16 protein-coding genes are annotated in these 17224 nt (G+C 44.6%); 8 read left to right on the top strand and 8 right to left on the bottom strand.

Annotated elements, in window-relative coordinates:
* Positions 1-870 (top strand): alpha,alpha-trehalose-phosphate synthase (UDP-forming) (locus tag PLH26_RS11810; protein WP_324586224.1); only part of this gene is annotated, 870 nt, incomplete at its 5' end.
* 7 nt (positions 871-877) lie between these two features.
* Here PLH26_RS11810 and paaI read toward each other — a convergent pair.
* Positions 878-1300 carry a hydroxyphenylacetyl-CoA thioesterase PaaI gene (gene paaI, locus PLH26_RS11805; protein WP_324586223.1) on the bottom strand — a complete coding sequence of 141 codons (423 nt, stop codon included), beginning with the start codon at positions 1298-1300 and terminating at the stop codon, positions 878-880.
* Between the two features lie 340 nt (positions 1301-1640).
* Here paaI and PLH26_RS11800 point away from each other — a divergent pair, with 340 nt between their 5' ends.
* Entirely contained in the window at positions 1641-1976 is a 336-nt protein-coding gene (locus PLH26_RS11800; protein WP_324586222.1) for a styrene oxide isomerase, read from the top strand.
* Between the two features lie 377 nt (positions 1977-2353).
* Here PLH26_RS11800 and PLH26_RS11795 read toward each other — a convergent pair whose 3' ends face one another.
* Together PLH26_RS11795 and PLH26_RS11790 are read right to left on the bottom strand one after the other, a co-directional pair.
* Positions 2354-4156 carry an AMP-dependent synthetase/ligase gene (locus PLH26_RS11795; RefSeq protein WP_324586221.1) on the bottom strand — a complete coding sequence of 601 codons (1803 nt, stop codon included), beginning with the start codon at positions 4154-4156 and terminating at the stop codon, positions 2354-2356.
* Positions 4157-4217: 61 nt separating this feature from the next.
* The gene (locus PLH26_RS11790) at positions 4218-5231 is read right to left on the bottom strand and encodes a tetratricopeptide repeat protein (RefSeq protein WP_324586220.1); all 1014 of its coding nucleotides are present in this window, start codon (positions 5229-5231) and stop codon (positions 4218-4220) included.
* 90 nt (positions 5232-5321) lie between these two features.
* Here PLH26_RS11790 and PLH26_RS11785 point away from each other — a divergent pair, with 90 nt between their 5' ends.
* Entirely contained in the window at positions 5322-6695 is a 1374-nt protein-coding gene (locus tag PLH26_RS11785) for a sulfatase family protein (RefSeq protein ID WP_324586219.1), read from the top strand.
* 325 nt (positions 6696-7020) lie between these two features.
* Here PLH26_RS11785 and PLH26_RS11780 read toward each other — a convergent pair whose 3' ends face one another.
* The 4 genes from PLH26_RS11780 to PLH26_RS11765 all read right to left on the bottom strand — a co-directional run bounded on the left by PLH26_RS11780 (position 7021) and on the right by PLH26_RS11765 (position 11140).
* Positions 7021-8247: a DUF1015 domain-containing protein gene (locus PLH26_RS11780; protein WP_324586218.1), complete on the bottom strand. Its 1227-nt coding sequence runs from the start codon at positions 8245-8247 to the stop codon at positions 7021-7023.
* A gap of 25 nt (positions 8248-8272) precedes the next feature.
* Complete coding sequence (gene serC / locus PLH26_RS11775; RefSeq protein WP_324586217.1) at positions 8273-9340, bottom strand: 3-phosphoserine/phosphohydroxythreonine transaminase; 1068 nt, start codon at positions 9338-9340, stop codon at positions 8273-8275.
* A 72-nt stretch (positions 9341-9412) separates the two neighbouring features.
* A complete protein-coding gene (locus PLH26_RS11770; protein ID WP_324586216.1) occupies positions 9413-10384 on the bottom strand; it encodes a zinc dependent phospholipase C family protein in 972 nt (323 codons plus the stop codon).
* Positions 10385-10822: 438 nt separating this feature from the next.
* Entirely contained in the window at positions 10823-11140 is a 318-nt protein-coding gene (locus PLH26_RS11765) for a hypothetical protein (RefSeq protein ID WP_324586215.1), read from the bottom strand.
* A gap of 94 nt (positions 11141-11234) precedes the next feature.
* Here PLH26_RS11765 and PLH26_RS11760 point away from each other — a divergent pair, with 94 nt between their 5' ends.
* On the top strand, positions 11235-11447 hold the full coding sequence (locus tag PLH26_RS11760) for a PIN domain-containing protein (protein ID WP_324586225.1): 213 nt from the start codon (positions 11235-11237) through the stop codon (positions 11445-11447).
* A 246-nt stretch (positions 11448-11693) separates the two neighbouring features.
* Here PLH26_RS11760 and PLH26_RS11755 read toward each other — a convergent pair whose 3' ends face one another.
* Positions 11694-12326, bottom strand: coding sequence for a DUF502 domain-containing protein (locus PLH26_RS11755; protein ID WP_324586214.1), 633 nt, complete (start codon positions 12324-12326; stop codon positions 11694-11696).
* Positions 12327-12539: 213 nt separating this feature from the next.
* Between PLH26_RS11755 and PLH26_RS11750 the strand changes: the two genes are divergently transcribed.
* The 4 genes from PLH26_RS11750 to PLH26_RS11735 form a co-directional block, all read left to right on the top strand.
* Entirely contained in the window at positions 12540-13157 is a 618-nt protein-coding gene (locus tag PLH26_RS11750; protein ID WP_324586213.1) for a TetR/AcrR family transcriptional regulator, read from the top strand.
* A gap of 78 nt (positions 13158-13235) precedes the next feature.
* The gene (locus tag PLH26_RS11745) at positions 13236-14591 is read left to right on the top strand and encodes a TolC family protein (RefSeq protein WP_324586212.1); all 1356 of its coding nucleotides are present in this window, start codon (positions 13236-13238) and stop codon (positions 14589-14591) included.
* Between the two features lie 41 nt (positions 14592-14632).
* Positions 14633-15802: an efflux RND transporter periplasmic adaptor subunit gene (locus PLH26_RS11740; RefSeq protein WP_324586211.1), complete on the top strand. Its 1170-nt coding sequence runs from the start codon at positions 14633-14635 to the stop codon at positions 15800-15802.
* A gap of 311 nt (positions 15803-16113) precedes the next feature.
* A partial coding sequence (locus PLH26_RS11735) for an efflux RND transporter permease subunit (RefSeq protein ID WP_324586210.1) occupies positions 16114-17224 on the top strand: 1111 nt, incomplete at its 3' end.

Genomic DNA, 17224 nt, shown 5'->3' with positions numbered 1-17224 from the left:
AAAAGCCATACGCCGGTTGAAGTGCGTTCTGAGCAATCCTGCGCCGACAGGTTTTTGACCTATAGTTGTGCCCTGGGCGTGGATAAAATGGCAAGAGAGATTGATGCCGGCGGCAGAATAATACGGTTGGGCGCACATCCTGTAGGCATCAATATGAAAAATATCCGCCACATTTTTGAGCAGCCGGCCACGCAGGAAAAAATAAAGAAAATGCAGAAGCAAACGGATGGTAAAAAAATAATTTTGTCTGTTGAGCGACTGGATTATGTGAAGGGGCCGCTTGAAAAGATAAATGCTTTTCAATCTTTCCTGGAACGCAACCCGCAACTGCATGGTAAGGTGGAACTGATCAATATTTGCACGCCTCCTGCTTCGGGTATGAAGGTATATGATAAAGTGTTGGCCGAGCTGGAGCAGGCCATTGGTAAAATCAATGGTAAATATGCGCGGTTAGACTGGGTGCCCATTCATTTCTTTTTCAGGTCGGTGCCTTTTGAACAGGTAATTACTTATTATGCTATTGCCGACGTGGCATGGATCACCCCGCTGCGGGACGGGTTGAACCTGGTAGCCAAAGAATATATTGGTGTACAGGGGCTTAAGCCTGCCGCAGATGGTGTATTGGTGATATCTGAATTTGCAGGCGCTTCGGTTGAGCTTTCTTATGCCATCCGTACCAACCCTTATGATATTAAAGACCTGGTGCAGGGACTGGAGCAGGCGTTAGCGTTGGATCAGAACGAAAGGAAGCTACGGATGGAGCGTTTGTTTGAACAGGTAACGCATTATGATATTGACAACTGGGGCAAAACATTTATGCATGAGTTGGAAAATATACGCCGGGAAGATAATGTAATGCAGGTACAGTAATTTTTCCTCAGATCACCGGTTTGGCTGTTCTGAAGCAGGTGCCTTTGAACAGGGCTACCTGCTCATTGCGTTGGTTGGTGATGGTAACGAGGTACAGGCCTGTGCTCTTTCCGTTGTGCAACTCCCTGGCTTCTGCGGTTAATATATCCCATAATTTTGAGGCTTTGGTAAAAGTGATGGAGGTATCCCATGCCACGGAAAGATTGTTGCGGCTGTTGCAGGCAAAAGCAAAGGCGCTGTCGGCCAAAGAAAAAGGAATGCCGCCATGCACGATCCCCAGTCCGTTCAGCATTTCGTCGCGTATTTCCATTTGTATTTTGCTGTATCCCTCTGCTGCTTCCAGCACTTTTATGCCCAGCCACCTGCTGAAATTGTCTTTGTGCAATATTTCTTCGGTTACATCCTTTGCAGTGATTTCATTTGTATTCATCGCAAGTTTTATTTAATAAGTTACAACCTTTTGCGGGCTTGCCCAAAATCCGCTTGCGGGAGCTCCTTTTTTCAGCGGTTAGCGTATTTTGATATCATTCAAAAATATTTTACTTTAAAGATGCTTTTGATCCTTCAATAACTTGAATAACATCAGGCAACAACAATGAACCAGGTAATTGCTATTTTTAACCTGGCAATTTTTTACTTTAACATCATTCTATAACCATGGGAAGAAGTACGCAATCGAGCCAGGCAGACAGGTTGGTCTTTCTCGGTCTGATCCTTTTTTTGGCCGGACTTACGGTCGGGCTGTTTGTTCACAATATGGCAAATCCCGTATGGCACTTTCTGCTCATCTTGAAGGTGTAATGAACGGTATGTTTTTAGTAATACTTGGACTGATCTGGAAACGATTGATGCTTTCTCGGATACTACTAAATGCCACTTTCTGGCTGGTGATTTATGGAACTTTTGCCAATCTTTTAGCAGTGGTTATTGCTGCCGTAACAGGATTTGGGAAAATGATGCCCATTGCAGGCGGACAGGAAGGAACGGGAGCGATAGAAGGACTGGTTTCGTTCCTGCTCATATCTCTTTCGTTATGCATGCTTGCGGTTTGCATCATTGTTTTGGCAGGATTTTATACACACATGAGGCAACATACAGACGAATAAACGGGTTAAACCACATGCTGCTGACAACGGTTTGAATATTTGGAGGGTGGTTCGGGGAATACGGGACAAAAATCTCGTGATCGATTCAGTGCAAGACCATATCCACCTTTTCATTGGTTACATTAATCAGCTCATTCCAGCATTGGTTGGAACCATACCTGATACGGTGATCAAATATATTTTGTCACAGGAGGGAACATCACCGCAAAAGGACCTTCAAAGAAGAGTGTTTTGATTTTTTAGACAAATGTGTAGCATGCAAGGAAGAATACCTGTTTGACAAAGTTTTGCCGCTGTGCAGATGCGGATCATCCGGCAGACGGAGTTTTACGCATGATTTACCCGGCAGGTTTTTATCCTTAAGCAATCCCTGCCGTCTATATCACCGTTCCGTTACCGTATATCCTTTCTATAGCGTCTTTGTATTTTTCCAAGATCACCTTCCGTTTCAGGCTGAGCTTGGGCGTAACTTCCCCCGATTCCACACTCCACTCACGCGGCAGCAACTCAAACCGTTTCACCTGCTCCACATGGTTGAAGTTTTGATTGAGCTGCTCCACAATTTCTTTGTAATGCGCTATTACAGCCGGGTCTTGAATGACCTGCTCATTGGATTGGAAAGAAACGCTGTTCTTTTGACACCAGTCTTTTAAATTGGCAAAGGAGGGAACAATGAGTGCGCCTACAAATTTTTCTCCGGCGCCCACCACAATTACCTGTTCAATAAAGCGTGATTCTTTCAGCTTGTTTTCAATAGCTGAAGGCGCCACATATTTACCGCCGCTGGTTTTGAACAATTCTTTTTTACGGTCGGTGATTTTCAAAAATTTGTCATCCTCAAACACACCAATGTCGCCGGTATGCAGCCAGCCGTTAATAATGGCTTCTGCGGTAAGATCGGGACGTTTGTAATAGCCCGCCATCACTGAAGGGCCTTTTACGCAAATTTCTCCGTCCTCCATCAGTTTTACTTCCATTCCTTTAACGGGCGGGCCAACGGTTCCAAACTTCATCCCCCCCGGTTCGCGCCGGTTAACGGATATAACGGGTGAATTTTCGGTAGGCCCATAGCCCTCATACAATGGTATCCCGGCCGCGTTAAAAATGCGGAGCAGCCGCTCCTGGCATGCTGCACCGCCGGTGATGATGTATTTGATATTCCCCCCCAACGCTTCCCTCCATTTGCTGAAGATGAGCTTATTGGCAATGGACAACTGGAGATTGTACAAAAAGCCTCCGTCAATAAGGTTGTCGTATTTTTTACCCAGGTTGACTGCCCAGAAAAAAACCTGCCGTTTGACCCCTCTCAACTCAGCACCTTTACCTATAATGCGCTCGTATACTTTTTCGAGCAGCCGGGGAACGGTGGTAAACACATCGGGTTTCACTTCCTGCAGGTTGGCGCCAATGGTTTCGAGGCTTTCGGCATAATAAATGCCAATGCCGCTGAACATATAGATATAGCTTACCATTTTTTCAAAAATATGGTTCAGCGGCAAAAAGCTCAGCGCTTTGTATTGGGGCTGATCGTCGAAAGGAAAACATTCCTTGGATAAAAAAACGTTTTGAACAATGTTATCGTGGCTCAGCATTACGCCTTTTGGAGTGCCGGTGGTGCCGGAAGTATAAATTATGGTAGCAAGGTCATTTTTTTGAATTTTGCTTTTTATGCTTTCGATCTCAGCCAGTCCTGTGTCTGCAGACTTGTCCAGTACCTCCGACCAGTGTTTGGCGCCTGGTATCCTGTTAAAGGTGAAGATGTCTTTAACCGTGGGTATTTTAGCCCGGATGCCCTGCAGTTTTTGAAACAATTCCTCACTGCTTACAAATACATATTTTACTGCGGCGTCGTTAAAGATGAATTCAATTTCGAGCGGGTTGGTGGTAGGGTAGATGGGAACCAGTATTGCCCCGGTTTGCTGTACCGCAAGGTCGGTGATCAGCCATTCGGGACGGTTGTTGGAAATGATGGCGATCTTGTCCCTGTTTTCCGTGGTCATATCATTGCCCGACACGCCAAGGGACAACAGACCGGCTGCTAATTTCAGCGAAGTTTGTTTTACTTCTTCGGTACTGTAGGGGCGCCACTGCCCGTTCTCTTTTGCCACAAGCATATCCTTCTTGGGGAATTTTCCCAGTTGGTAATCAAGACAGTCAAATAGTCGCAGGGGTTGAATCATAACAATCGTTGTTTGTGCTTTGGTTCAATTTAGGCAAAAAACAATAAACAAAAAAGAAAGCCTATTTATTTTGATAATATTGACCCTTTGGTAATTTAAAGACCCTTCCACGCTGAAAATCATTGAATGTATTATACGCTTCGGGATTGTTCTTTATCCATGTTTGATACTGCTCCGCGTTGATGGCTGAGCCAAAGATCCACTGGTTGTATGCTTCATACATGTTGGCTTCCAGCAGCTGCTTGTGATAACCAAACAAACGGAAGGGGAATTGTGCGGCATAGGTTTCAAGCCAGTTTTTAATGAACCCCGTTCTTATAGCGATCAGCCCGGCGGGATCAATACCGGTTGCGGCTAAGCGCGATTGACTGTTCATTGAGGTAAGAAAGGCTTTTTCAAATTCATTTTTTCTCTTGGTGTCGTAACTTTTCAGGAGATCGGGGTCGGCAAATAATTTTTTATATCCATCATACAGGATATTTTTTATTTCCGCTGTTCTGACGGTATAGCTTTCGAGGTTAATAAAGATTTCGCCGTAGATCAGGCTCCATATTTTATCGGTTGTAAAATAATAGTAGCGGCTGGCATTGTAATAGTTACCGGCACAATTGGGATCAACCGAAATGCCTTTTTCCCACTGGATGATGGCATCATAATCTTTTTTCTGCCAGAGCAGCTCACCATATTCATCATACAGCATCCCACTCATTGGAAATTTTTTCAGGCCTTTGGTATATATTCTGGCGCCTTCCTTTAATTCTTCAATGGCGCGATATATAGTGCCTGCGATCTGGAAGCTTTGCACATCTGCCTCGTCGCTTTCTACTACGGGCTTTATGGTTTCCAGCGCTTTAACAAAATCTCTTTGTAAAAAATAAGTATAGGCGATATCATTGAGCAGGCTTATATCATTGGGCTTTTGCTGCAGGGCGCGGTTGAACACCATAATGGCGTTTCCCCAATCGCCTTTATGCATATAATCGCGACCCGTTTGCTGCAGGGTATCGGCATTCTGCTGTGAGGAAGCAGCTATAGCAAAGCAGCTGCAGGCCAGTAAGAAGGTAAGTTTTTTCATAAGGATAAAGATACTGCCTGTATGATGAAATAAATGTGAACATTTTATCCTGTCCATTGTACCTTTAAAAATATTCAAACCGTATTGATCATGCCAGTGAAACAATCGATATCCTCTGTTCTTTTTATTGCGGTATGTACGATAAGCAGTTATCTGCTGCATGCCCAGGACAAGCCCAATATTATTTTTGTGCTGGCAGATGACATGGGATATTCCGACCTGTCCTGTTATGGTAACCCCGTTATTAAAACGCCTTTCCTCGATAAAATGAGCCGCGAGGGTGCCCATGCCACCAATTACATGGTAACCAGTCCTTCCTGTACGCCATCCAGGGCTTCATTGCTCACCGGCCGCTACGCCTCGCGTATGAACCTGCCTTATCCCATCGGGCCGGGCTCTTCACTGGGATTGCCCGATAACGAGGTAACCATTGCCGAGATGCTGAAGAGTGCAGGCTATGCCACCGGAATGGTGGGTAAGTGGCATCTGGGTGATCATTTGCCCTGCCACCATCCTACTGCGCAGGGCTTCGATTTTTTTTATGGTATGCTGTACAGCCAGGATTACAGGCATCCGTATGTAAAAACAGATACGACTATTAAAATTTTCCGCAACAGAACACCTGAGATCATTCGCCCGGCCGATTCAATACTTACCCGGATGTATACAAACGAAGCCATTAAATATATCCGGCAACAAAAAAAGGGCAAGCCCTTCTTCCTTTACCTCGCGCACAACATGCCGCATTTGCCTGTGGCATTTGCTTCTACCGCGAAAAATAAAGGCAGGTCGGCCGGCGGTCCGCTCGGAGACGTGGTTGAAGAGCTGGACGAGAGCCTTGCAGCACTGTGGGACGCAGTAAAGGCGCAGGGACTTGATAACAATACCATCTTCTTTTTCTCGAGCGATAACGGCCCGTGGATAGATTTCCCTTCGCGCATGTCGGGTGACGGCGCCACAAAACCCTGGCATGTGGGTACAGCAGGTGTTTTCAGGGGTAAAAAGGGAGAAACTTATGAAGGTGGCGTAAGGGAGCCTTTTATCGTATACTGGAAAGGGCGTATCCAACCCGGAACTGTGATCACCGATGTAATGAGCAACCTGGATGTATTGCCTGCACTTGCGGAATGGACCGGTTCATCCCTGCCTGCCGGCCGTATTTTAGACGGGCAATCTGTGACACATTTGCTGACGGGTAAAGCCGGTGCTCATCCTGCCCACCGTGAAATTTATTATGTGAACAATGGAATATGTGAAGCCGTGCGCGCGGGTGAATGGAAATACCGGCTCACCAAAGCGAGACGGGGAGATGGCATCAATAGCAATGCCAAAGAAGCAACCGAAGAACTGTTCAATTTGGATTATGATCCCGGCGAGCGCACCAACCTCTTGCATGAGTTTCCGGGTAAAGCCGCTGAATTAGAAGCCTTGTTTAACAGATTCCCGGGCGCAACGGAGAATTAATCTGTGACTGTAAAACCGGCACCCGATGCAGGAGGGTCAGACCGCTCCTGTTGTTCGATTCCTTCGGGGTCGTAACACTATCCTGTCATGTAGTTATAAACATTCGATCCTTTCAGGGTCAATGCAGAGCTGTCGGGTACCCGACGCAGGAGGGTCAGATCGCTCCTGTTGTTCAATCCCGTCGAGGATCGCAATGCTTTTTATCGTATGGGTACAAACGTTTAGACTCTTTAATATCAATGCAGGAGCGGTCGGTACCCGAAGAAGGAGGGGCAGACGGCTGTTGAATAACCGTTCCCTGATATCCTGTAACCTGAACCCTACCTCAGTCAATCAGGTGTGTAAGCAATCCGTCTCTCAGCTTGGGCTCAAACCAGGTGCTTTTGGGAGGCATTACCATTCCGCTGTCGGCAATGTCGAACAGTTGCTGAATACTTACCGGGTATAAGCTGAACGCTACCTGCATCTCCCCAGTGTTCACCCGCTTTTCCAATTCGCCCAAACCCCTTATACCGCCTACAAAATCAATGCGTTTATCTGTACGCTGATCTTTAATGCCCAGTATGGGGTCCAAAAGATTGTTCTGCAAAATGGTTACATCCAGTACGCCTATCGGATCTTCGGCATATGTGCCCGGCTTTGCCGTTAATTTATACCAGCATTTATTGATGTACATTCCAAAATCGTGGAGTTGGCGGGGAGCAAAGGCCGAATCGCTTGTTTTAACCTCAAAGTTTTCGGTTATGCGTTGCAGGAAGGCTTCTCTGCTTTGCCCGTTCAGGTCTTTAACCACCCGGTTATAATCCAGTATGTTGAGTTGTGAAGCCGGAAATAAGGTGGTCAGAAAATAATTTGCACCTTCTGTATCTCCGGCGGCAGTAAGCCGTACTTTGGCCGCGCTTGCCGCCCGGTGATGCCCATCGGCAATATAGGTATGGTTCACGTTTTCTGAAAAAATATTGGTAATGGCAGCAATGGTCCTGTCGTCATTGATCACCCAAACGGTATGACCAATGCCATCATCGGCCACAAAGTCGTATACCGGCTTTTTATCTTCCTGCCATTTTTCGATCAGCGCATCCAGTTCAGCCACATTTTTGTAAGCTAAAAATACATTGCCGGTTTGAGCGCCGGTAGCGGATATATGGTTGATGCGGTCCTGTTCTTTTTCCGGACGTGTAAACTCATGCTTCTTTATAATATCATCTTCATAATCATCAACGGAAGAGGCGCAAACCAGGCCGGTCTGGCTTTTACCGTTCATTACCAGCCGGTAGATATAATAGCAGGGTTTGTTTTCACGGAACAACACCTCACGCTGAATAAATGCATCTAAATTGTCTTTTGCTTTTTCATATACTTCCCTTGCATGCACATCTGTGTCTTCCGGAAGATCAATTTCTGCTTTTGTAATATGGAGAAACGAATTGGGATTGCCCCTTGCTTCCCGCTTTGCTTCTTTGCTGTTCAGCACATCGTAAGGCTGCGATGCTACCTGTTTTGCATATTGTGCCTGCGGACGCAATGCGGTAAACGGAACGATAGTTGCCATAATAATTGGTTAGAATGTTTTTTGATTAAGCATGCTTCAATGCAAAATGCTGCATTACTTCCACCAGGGTTTTTATACTGCTAAGAGGGAGGGCATTGTATAGAGAAATCCTGAACCCGCCTACACTGCGATGGCCTTTGACACCAACCAGCCCTTCTTTTTTACAAAGTTCAAGGAAGGCTTTTTCCAGTTCGGGATTTTCCATTACAAAGACCACGTTCATTTTGCTGCGGTCGGCTTTATCAACGGTAGGGGTAAAAACAGGAATGCTGTCTAATGCGTCGTAGAGCAATGCCGCTTTCTGGTTGTTTATCTTTTCAATAGCGGCTACGCCTCCCTGCTCCTTTAACCAGCGCAGGGTAAGCATACAAACATATATGGCAAATACGGGAGGTGTATTGAGCATGGACCCGCTTTCGATATGTTTGCGGTAATCCATCATGGAAGGCAGTTGCCTGCTTACCCTGCCCAGGATGTTTTTATTCACTACCACCATGTTCACGCCTGCGGCACCAATGTTTTTTTGAGCGCCGGCATAAATAAGGCTGAAGCGGTTAAAATTCATTACGCGGCTTAAAATATCACTGCTCATATCGGCTACCAGCGGGACAGTGGTTTCGGGAACAAAATGCATTTGGGTTCCTTCAATTGTATTGTTGGTAGTGTAATGAAAATAAGCTGAATCAGCAGGTATTTCAAACCCGCGGGGGATATAAGTATACCCCTTATCTTTTGAAGAAGCCACTACATTTACATGTCCGAAAAGTTTGGCTTCTTTTATGGGCTTGGTACCCCAAACGCCACCATCAAGATAAGCGGCTGTTTCATTATCGTTCAGCAGGTTCATCGGCACCTGGAAGAACTGCGTGGTAGCGCCGCCGTGTAAAAACAAAACTTCATGATCGCTGTCGAGCTGCATTAATTCTTTTACCAGCGCTCTGGCTTCATCCAGCACTGCCTGGAAAAGCGGGGTGCGATGCCCGATTTCGAGAATGGAGAGACCGGTATTGTTAAAATCAAGAATAGCCTGGCTGGCCTGCTCAAACACCTGCCGGGGTAAAATACTGGGTCCGGCATTAAAGTTGTGTATCATTGCGTACAATTGAAAAATTGAAAAACCCAATTCATATTGGACTTTGCATTCGTTGAGGGCGCCAAATATACGTCAATTCCCGCAAGTTCTGCCCTTTGATTCAGCGGTTTTCCATAAGCGGTCTAATGCTTCAAAATCCTTTTTGTCCGTTTCTGAAAACCCGGTATCTGCCTGTGGCTGCAATTCCGGCTGTCCGGCACTGATCCATGCGGTATACCAGAATGAGGCCACTGCAAAAACAGACTGCCGCATCCGGCGTTCCACCATGCCCTGCAGGCGCCGGTTGTAAGCAATGGTAAAGGCAGACGAATACTGCCGGATAATGGTGCCGTTTCTTTCTTCAAAGGCATATTTGAGATCGGATGAAAATTCCTGAGTCAGCACTTTTTCAACATATAAAACGGTATCTGCCGCAGCCGCACTCTCCAGCACCCGTTGCCACATGAACTGCTGGGGATTGGAAAGGTATTGCGCCTTGCCGATGAAATAATCAAATTCTCTCTGTGCCAGTAATTCGGGGATCCGGCTTTCCCAGAAGCCATGAATGCCCTGCTGCCCGGTTTGCTGTCCATTATAATTGCTGTGGGCGTGCAATGGCACATGGGCATCGGCGATATAATGCCCTATTTCGGCGGAAAGCTTAAGTATGGCGCTTTGGTTTTTTTCTTTAAAGGCTTTGGTAAGTCGTTGCAGCATAATGTTAACCCACCAGGGAACGATGCCATGCGCCATGAGGCTATCCTCACCGTATTTTTCCACGGCCTGGTACCAGGTGCGGGGCAAATCGTTAAAAGGATATGTTCCATAACGGTTCAGGTCAATAAAGTGACGGGGACCTTCCGCGGTAACCATATATCTTCTCTTGTCGGGATCAACCGCATGCTCTGTTATAAAATCAATATTGGGTTTGTAAAACACCATCATGGCCGGCGGCAGCAGGAATACTGCATGATGATTGATTTCTTTATGGGCATAAAAGCCCCAGCAAAAGGCATGCTGATAAATAATAGCTGAACAGGCCAGCAATAATAATTTTTGGTGCATAATGGTTAGCGGTTAGGTGAAAGAATGAAATAGCTGAGTATAGTAAATATACAATGAAAAACAATGAAACTATGCTGCCTGCCTCTTGAATGTGAAAAACAAGTAAAATCGTATTTGTGGAAATTTGCCCTGACTAATGAAATGTTAATTACCCGGGGGAAGTCATCTTTAATATCTCTTGTACTATCTCCACCATTATCAGCGCTATTCCAAAATTGATGAGCGTTCCTAATAGTATACCGGATTAGCTTTGATCTCTTCTTTCCGTACAAATTCTTTGGGCTGGTTCTTGTGCAATACTTTTTTTCAACTTCGGAATTCCTTTACGTATCAGAACAGTAGAAATAATCAGCGATAACAGGAATGTAATAATTATTAAACCATATTTGAGTAAAGTATCAATCGTTATACATTGATTTGGTTAAAATAATCCTTATTTCATATACTTGCCGCTAAAATTAAATTTACTGTGTTTTGAGCGTTTATAATGTATACCGCCTTACTTCGTTGTATTGCATCCCATACCGATTGAGGATATTTGCTTAACTGATTTGCAATCTCTTTTTGAGTAAGCCCCGCACTCAGTAAATTAAATACCTTTCGCTGGTATTCGCTCATGTCATTGATCAATGCATTACTGATTTCACAAAGAGAATCAAGGCTTTTATCCAGGATTGTATTGCCCAGTTGCCATGAAGCATAATTATTGCCTGCTTTCAATTGAGTAATCGCCATACTGGCTTTTTTAAAAATCATACCCCCAATTTTTCGGATATCTTCAGATTCCATTGAAATTTTACCCTTTACTGCCGCGAAGCGAATAGCGGTAAGGGGGTAAAAGGCGTTTTGAATTACTTTAATAAGGTTTCCGCTTCATTTTATCGAAATTGATTTGACACTTTCACCGGAAGCTGCGAAAATTAAAGCCAGCCATAAATTGTCTTTTGCCGATGCTTTCGCTGCAGCGCTAACCATTCAAAAAAATGGAACATTGGTAACAGGCGATGACGAATTTGAGACTTTAAAAGGGTTGCCGGGGTTTAAGATGAAACGTATTTTTTGAAAAGTAAATGATCATAAAGAGAACCGGAGGGTGGTTAGAAGCAACAGGTGCTGCTCACGGGCTGCCGGATGGGAGCGGAAAGCCCGGTGAGGGTTTGAGCATAGGGAACTGCGCCGGACTTGAAGCGTACAGCCGGAGCAGCAGTTGATAACGGCGCTACTGTTTACAGCCCCAAATTCCTTTTTGATATATCCTGACGCACTTGCGATTTAAAATTTTTGCTCCGGGCTCCCGCCTGAAAAATTATTAGAGTTCTTTAGCGGTTCTGGCCGCCGTTTCTTCATCAATGCTTGTTACGCCACCCGATATTGCAAACTTCATTGCGTTGGCAGAGCTCACATCGGTTAAAAGCCGCACCCTGTCTCTTTTTACAAAATAAAGATGCCCTGCAAAAGCATAGGATTGGGGAACATACACGGCTACAAATTCATTCAGTCCGAATTCCTGCACCTCCTGCTGGGTTATAAAGCCTATTTGCCATACATCTGCCGCTGCAACGGATACCAGGATCGCTTTATCGAATTTTCTTTTATTACCGGCAAATGCCTCAAAGAAATCTTTCAGCGTGGTATAAATTATTTTTATACCCGGTGTTTTTTGCAGTATGCTGTCAAACAATTCCACCAGTTTCCCTACTACAAAGGAAGAGGATACGTAGCCTACTGTAAAAATGATGAGCAGCGCTACTATAAATCCCATACCCGGCAGGTAGTATGTAGAAAACTCCGGGATTATGCTTTCAAAAATATCAGGCAGGATCCTGTCTACAAAATAAAATAATGAAGTTAATGCCCAGATTGTTATAACAATGGGCGCAAGAATGATCAATCCCTGTAAAAAGATCCGTAATAAGTTCTTTAACCAGTTTTTAGTAGCCATCAGATATGTTTTATAAATGTAAAATTAATCCAACCGTATGATTATTGGTGAACCCCGCTTACAGGGTTCCTGTGCCACAGATCATGCTCATTGGTTTTGCGGGATCCGGCAGGTTATCGTGTATTTACCGTTCATCAAAAAAAGATATAAAAAAACGCAGGAAACTTTGGTAACAAAAAAAGTTTCCATAGTTTTGCTCCCGATTTTGAAGTTATGGAGATACAGGAAAGAATAGCGCAGAAGGCGCATGATTTGTTTTTGAGATACGGAATACGCAGCATAAGCATGGACGAGATCGCGTCTCAACTGGGCATCAGCAAAAAAACCATTTACCAGTTTTATGCCGATAAGGATGCCCTGGTGGACAGTGCGATAGATATAGTGATCAGTACCAATACCACGGAATGCTGCGTTCACAGGGAAGAAAGTGAGAACCCTGTTCATGAAATCCTGGTGGCTACAGATATGGTGCAGGAAATGCTGAAGACGATGAATCCCACGATCATGTACGACCTGCAGAAATATCACCCGGTTGCATATAAGAAGATTGCCGACCATAAGAATGAATTTTTATATAAGCTGATAAAGGGAAACCTGGAACAGGGTATAGCAGCGCAGTTGTACCGTCCCGAAATCAGTATTGAGATCTTATCGCGATTCAGGTTGGCTTCAGTATTTATGATGTTCAGCCCCGATCTTTATCCCCTTGGTAAATACAATCTGGGCGCAGTAATAGAAGAAGTGACGATCCACTTTTTATATGGGATCACTACTGCCAGAGGTCAAAAACTCGTTCAGAAATATCTTTTGAAACGTCAAAAAAATCACTAACAAAACAGTCATAAAATTTACAGCCATCACTATAAATTTTTTATAGCGCTATATCTGACCAAACTAAAAAATAAACAGATGAAAGAATGGAAACCGGCAAAGTGGGTATTAATGATTTTTGTGGCGATATCTTCAACAGGCATACAGGCACAGCAGGCACAATCGCAGCAAGTGCATGCTTTTTCACTGCAGCAGGCGCTGGACTATGCCAAACAGAACAATACCGAGGTAAAAAATGCTTTGCTGGATATCCGGATCCAGCAGCAAACCAACAGGGAAGTTACCGGTATGGCATACCCGCAGATCAGCGCGAGCGGATCGCTGGCATATAATGCGAAGCTCCCGGTAAGCCTTGTACCGGCAGAATTTTTTGGAGGGCAACCGGGTACATTTGAGAAATTGGCATTTGGTGTAAAATGGGGAGCTACAGGCGGAGTATCATTGAACCAGATATTGTTTGACGGGCAGGTGTTCGTGGGGTTGCAGGCAAGAGAAACCCTGATCAAATTCCAGGAAAAGAAAGCCGAAATAACGGAAGAGTCCATACGGGCCAATATATATAAAATATATTACCAACTGGTAGCAAGCAAAACACAGATAGAGCTGCTGGATGCTAATATAGAGCTGCTCAACAAGCTACAGCACGATACCCGGATAATGCATGAAAATGGCTTTGCCGAAAAGCTGGATCTCGACAAGCTGTCGGTTCAGCTGGCCAACCTGCAAACGGAAAAAACAAGCGCATTGAACCAGGTGCAGAATGGTTACCTGGGGCTGAAGGTTTTAATGGGTATGCCTGTTAAAGATTCACTGGCGCTCACGGATTCCCTGAGTGATGAACAGATAAAAAACGGTATCCTCGAATTGAGTGATTTCAGTTATACGCAACGCAAAGACTACCAGTATGCCGAGCTTGGCGTGGCCCTGGGAGAGTATGATGTGCGCAGGTATAAATTGGCCAAACTTCCTACCTTATCGCTGAATGGATATTATAATAAGAACGCCCAGCGCAATAAGTTTGATTTTTTGCAAAAAGGCGACTGGTTCGATATTTCTGCCTTTACACTCCAACTGAATATTCCCATATTCACAGGTATGGCGGCCAATGCACGCATAGCCAAAGCCAAACTTACGCTGGAGCAAACGGTTAATCAACGCGAAGCGTTGAAGATCAATATTGACAATGAAATTGAAACTGCACGGAACAACTTTAACACGGCTGTTTCCACCATGGATTATCAGAAGAAAAATATGGAGCTGGCGGAAACGGTGTTCCGGCAAACCCGGAAAAAATTTGAGGTGGGTACGGGTTCCAATACAGAGATCACGCAGGCGCAAACCGATATGAAAGCGGCGCAAACCAACTATATCAATGCTTTATACAATGCCATCATAGCAAGGATTGATTATATAAAAGCAACGGGAAGATTATAATTTTTAAATACAACCATTGAATGATTTATAAAACCAGGTATATGCAAAACGTTTTAAAAACAGCTTCGGCAATAGCAGCTTTGGTATTGCTGGCAGCGTGTGGCGGAACAACTACGAAAGTTGAAAAAGGAACGGACAAAATTGTTGCTCAGAAAAAAGCGCAGTTAGATAAAATGAAGGAAGATCAAAAAGCACTGAGCGATAAAATTGTAGCTCTTGAGGAAGAGATCATAACACTCGATCCTTCGCAGAAAAAGGAGAATGCGAAGCTGGTGGCAATTGCACCGCTTGAAACCGGCAGCTTTACACATTACATTGATCTGCAGGGACGCCTGGATGCCACCAATATCGCTTATGTGGCGCCACGCGGACAGGGTGGACTGGTAAAAGCCATATACATTAAACAGGGCGATTATGTAAAGAAGGGCCAACTGCTTCTAAAGCTCGATGATGCCATGGCACAGAAGCAGATTGACCAGTTGAACACGCAACTGGCCTACGCCAGCGACATTTTGAAACGCCAGCAGAACCTGTGGGAAGAGAGCATAGGAACTGAAGTGCAGCTATTGAGCGCAAAGAACAACGTAGAATCCATTGAAAAGCAAATTGCCACTGCAAAAGAGCAATCCTCCTTTTCAAGTGTATACGCCGAAATGTCGGGCGTGGCAGAAACGGTAAATATAAAAGTGGGAGAGTTTTTCCAGGGAGGTCCGCAGATACGCATTGTTAATACCAACGACCTGAAAATTGTGGCACAGGTACCTGAAAATTATTTAGATCGAGTGGGCGTGGGGAGTAAGGTGCTGGTTAATTTTCCTGACCTGGGAAATAAAACCTTTGCTACAAAAGTATCGGTAGCAGGTAAGCTGATTGATCCCAATAGCCGCTCATTTTATATTGAAGCCAAAATGCCTGTTGAGAAATCGCTTCGTCCAAACCAGATCGCCCTGGTCAGGATCCAGGATTATACGGCTAAGGATGTGATCACCATTCCCGTAAACACCCTGCAAAATGATGATAAGGGGAAATTTGTAATGGTGGCGGTAAAAGAGAGCAACAAATGGATCGCACACAAAAAGCCTGTTGAGATAGGACAATTGTATGGCGATAAGGTAGAGGTGAAGTCTGGTTTGAAAGCAGGAGAGCAGATCGTAACCGATGGTTTCCAGGGATTGTACGAAGGACAGCCGCTTACAACAAGCACGATGTAGAGGAAGTGAGAAATGGTGAGTAGTAAGTAGTAAGTAGTAAGTAGTGAGTAGTGAGTAGTAAGTAGTGAGTGGTAAGTGGTGAGTAGTGAGTAGTGAGTGGTGAGTGGTGAGTAGTGAGTGTGAAAAGTGAGAGGTGAGCGTTGTGAATATTATGCAGGAAGAGAACCCTTGCCGGAGGTCCTCCTGTCTATTGTGCATGAAAAATAAATTTTACAGGCTGATTTTTATAATGCCAAAATTTTCCTTCCTGGTTTATTGGCCTTGCATCATCAGCACAGACAATCTTTTGTGGATATACAACACTAATCAATATGAGTGCTTTAGAAAATCTGACAGCCAAGTTTAAAGAGTTCAGGCCTACAACCTGGAGCATAAAGAACAGGACTTCCATTTATCTGCTGATGTTATTTATCAGCGCCATTGGCGTATACGAGTTCGTTACTTTACCCAAGGAGCAGTTTCCTGATATTGTAATTCCAACAGTATATATTCAAACGGTATATGTAGGCAATTCGCCCCGCGATATCGAAAACCTGGTTACCCAGCCCATTGAAAAGCAGATCAAGGGCATTACAGGAGTAAAGATCCAGAAAACCACCAGTACTTCTGTTCAGGATTTTTCCGCTATCGTTGTGGAGTTTAATACCGATGTGGATATTGATGTGGCTGTACAAAAAGTGAAAGACGCGGTAGATAAAGCCAAAACAGATCTTCCTACGGATCTTACCGAGGAGCCTTCTGTAATGGAAGTGAGCTTGTCGGAAATCCCGATCATGTATGTAAACATGAGCGGCGACTATGATGAAATGAGGCTGAAGAAGTACGCCGACGATCTGCAGGATAAGCTGGAAGAACTTTCGCAAATTACCCGTGTTGATATTGTAGGTGCTCCCGAAAGAGAGTTCCAGATCAATGTAGACAATTACAGGATGCGCAGTGCCAATATTACGTTTGACGATATTGCCAATGCCGTAGCGCGTGAAAACATGGACATTTCCGGCGGTTTGCTGGAAGTGGGCAATATGAAACGGACCCTGCAATTAAAAGGACAGTTCCGTTCTGCAGCAGATATTGAAAAAGTAGTCGTAAGAAGTCCTACCGGCGGTTCCATTTATTTAAAAGATATTGCTGTTATCAAAGACACTACCAAAGAAAGAGAAAGCTATGCACGGCTGGATGGGAAAAATGTAATTACACTCAATATTGTTAAACGTTCGGGTGAAAATCTTATTGAAACGGCCGATGCGGTAAAGCTGGCCGTAAAGGAAATGCAGGACAACGAATTTCCCAAAGATCTTAACATCGTTGTTACGGGCGATCAAAGTAAAAACGCCCGGCATTCGTTCAATGAACTGGTAAATTCGATCGTTATCGGTTTTATTCTCGTGCTGATCATCCTCATGTTTTTTATGGGGGTTACCA

The organism is Agriterribacter sp. (genome assembly GCF_035444585.1).
Classification (GTDB): domain Bacteria; phylum Bacteroidota; class Bacteroidia; order Chitinophagales; family Chitinophagaceae; genus Agriterribacter.
Note: the sequence above shows the minus strand (reverse complement) of the source record. Positions and strands in the feature narration are given on the sequence as shown.